4 protein-coding genes are annotated in these 2,462 nt (G+C 69.0%); all 4 read right to left on the bottom strand.

Annotated features, from left to right (window positions below; genetic code table 11):
* Positions 1 to 448, bottom strand: a 448-nt coding sequence (locus ABNT58_RS09215) for a CNNM domain-containing protein (RefSeq protein WP_348753195.1), incomplete at its 3' end; no start/stop codon positions are given.
* Positions 449 to 586: 138 nt separating this feature from the next.
* Positions 587 to 961: a hypothetical protein gene (locus ABNT58_RS09210; protein WP_348753194.1), complete on the bottom strand. Its 375-nt coding sequence runs from the start codon at positions 959 to 961 to the stop codon at positions 587 to 589.
* A gap of 47 nt (positions 962 to 1,008) precedes the next feature.
* A complete protein-coding gene (locus tag ABNT58_RS09205; RefSeq protein WP_348753193.1) occupies positions 1,009 to 2,025 on the bottom strand; it encodes a TRAP transporter substrate-binding protein in 1,017 nt (338 codons plus the stop codon).
* 28 nt (positions 2,026 to 2,053) lie between these two features.
* Positions 2,054 to 2,462 (bottom strand): TRAP transporter large permease subunit (locus ABNT58_RS09200; RefSeq protein WP_348753192.1); only part of this gene is annotated, 409 nt, incomplete at its 5' end.

Here is a 2,462-nt window from a genome sequence, read left to right as displayed (position 1 = left end):
CGAAGGGCTTGGTGGCCACGGCCAGCCAGTGGATGGGGCGCGCCACCAGACGGGCCAGCGTCTCGGGGCTGCTCTGGCCGATGCGCTTGGGCACCAGCTCGCCAGCCACGATCGAGAAGTAGGTGATCAGCACCACCACCAGGCCGGTGGCGGCATAGCCGCTGTAGGGCTGCGCCACGCCGATGCCGCTGAGCCACTCGGCCAGTGGTGCGGCCAGCGCGGCTTCACCCACGATGCCGTTGAGCACGCCGATGGAGGTGATGCCGATCTGGATGGTGGACAGGAAGCGGGTCGGGTCTTCCCCCAGCTTCACGGCCGCGGCGGCGGCCGCGTCGCCCTCATCGATCAGCTTTTGCAGCCGGGCCTTGCGGGCGGTGACCAGCGCGATCTCCGACATGGCAAAGAGCCCGTTGAGCACGATGAGGGCGAAAAGTATGGCGATTTCCATGGTGGGGGCAGCAGGCCGCGACCGGGCGCGGCGGAGTGAGGGGCCAATCGATGGCGGCAGTCAGCCGCCGGTGGGCAGGGCTGGCCGGCGTGCAGGCACGCCAGCGAGCGGGCAAGGCGCGGGCCCGGACGCGCGGGCCTAAGCGATGGCGCGGGTGGCCGCGCGGGCCGCTGGCCGGGGTGGCCGCAGCGGGCCTTCGGGCACATGGGTGGCCCAGGCGGCAGCGCGGTGGGGGGCGCCGGCAGCGGGCAGGGTGGGCGAGGGCGGCAGGCCGGGCGCGCTGGGCGGCAGGGCCGGCGTGTCGGTGGGCGCATCGCCCAGGGCCTGGGCGGGCTGGTCGTCCAGGTGGTGGTCGGCCACCGAACCGGGGTCGGTGGCAGGCACAGCCGCCGCGTTCAGCGGGGTGGCCGTGGTGGCGTCGTGGGCCACCGGCATCAGCAGCGATTCATGCGCCGTGGCGCCAGACCACAGCAGCACGCACGCAAGGAACAAGGCCAGCAGGCGTTTGCACATCAGGGGGGGAGTGTAGGGCTCCACCCCGCAGCCGGCCGCGGGCGGGCTTACTTGGCGCCGCGCAGCTTGGCCAGCTCGGCCTGGGTTTCGTTCCACAGGTCCATGCCCACGGTGGTGCCGATGCTGGCGTTCACGCGGGTGAGCTTGTCGCGCATGCGGGCGGCTTCGGCGGGCGGCAGCTCGTTGATCTGCATGCCCTTGGCCTTCAGGTCGGCCAGTGCCTTGGCGGCTTCGTCGCGGGTGTCCTTGCGCTCGAAGTCGCGGCTGGCGATGGCGGCGTCGCGCAGCACCTTCTGCTCGTCCTTGCTCAGGCCGTCCCACCACTTCTTGCTCACCGTCACGATCCACGGGCTGTACACGTGGTTGGTGATGCTGAGGTACTTCTGCACCTCATAGAACTTGCTGGACAGGATGGTGTTGTACGGGTTCTCCTGGCCGTCCACCGTGTTGGTTTCCAGCGCGCTGAACAGCTCCGAGAACGGCAGCGGCACCGCGTTGGCGCCCAGCAGCTTGAAGCTGTCCAGGTACACGTTGTTCTGCATCACGCGCAGCTTCACGCCGTTCAGGTCTTCCATCTTGGCGACCGGGCGCTTGCTGTTGGTGAGGTTGCGAAAGCCGTTTTCCCAGTAGGCCAGGCCCACCAGACCTTTTTCCTCCAGCTTGTCCATCACCTTGCGGCCGATGGGGCCGTCGAGCACGGCGTCGGCTTCCTTCACGTTGTTGAAGAGGAAGGGCGTGTCCCACAGCGCCATTTCCTTGGTGATGCCCACCAGCGTGGCGGTGGAGCCGACCATCATCTCCTGCGCGCCGCCGATCAGGGCCTGCTGCATCTGGGTGTCGGGGCCCAGGGCGGCGGCGCCGATGGCCCGCACCTTCATCTTGCCGCCCGAGCGCTTGGCCACCTCGTCGGCAAACACCTTGGCGGCGCGGCCCTGGTTGCTCTGCTCGTTCAGGCCGTAGCCGAAGCGGATCAGGCGCGGCTTGATGTCCTGGGCCTGTGCCAGGGCGGGGGCCAGGGTGGCCACGCAGGCGGCGGCCAGCAGGGTGCGGCGGATGAAGTTCATGCTTGTCTCCTACTAAAAAAGCGAACGGTCAACGCAGCCAGGCCACCGGTGCGGTGACCAGCTGCGGGAACACCACGAACAGCGCCAGCAGCAGCGTGTAGGTGATGAGGAAGGGGTTCACGCCCTTGATCACCTGGTGCAGCGGCAGCCGGCCCACGCCCGCCACCACGTTGAGCACCGTGCCCACCGGCGGCGTGATCAGGCCGATGGCGCCATTGAGGATGAACATCAGCCCGAAGTACACCGGATCGATGCCGGCCTTGACGGCGATGGGCAGCATCACCGGCGCGAAGATCAGGATGGTGGGCGTGAGGTCCAGCGCCGTGCCCACCAGCACCAGCACGATCATCATCACCGCCATCAGCAGCCGCGGGCTTTCCACCAGCGGGCCCAGCCAGCCGGTGAGCACGCCCGGCAGGTCGGCCAGCGTGATCATG

The sequence above is a fragment of the uncultured Aquincola sp. genome (genome assembly GCF_964001545.1).
Classification (GTDB): domain Bacteria; phylum Pseudomonadota; class Gammaproteobacteria; order Burkholderiales; family Burkholderiaceae_C; genus Aquincola.
The sequence above is the reverse complement of the archived record's forward strand: the minus strand, read 5'-3'. Positions and strand labels throughout refer to the sequence as shown.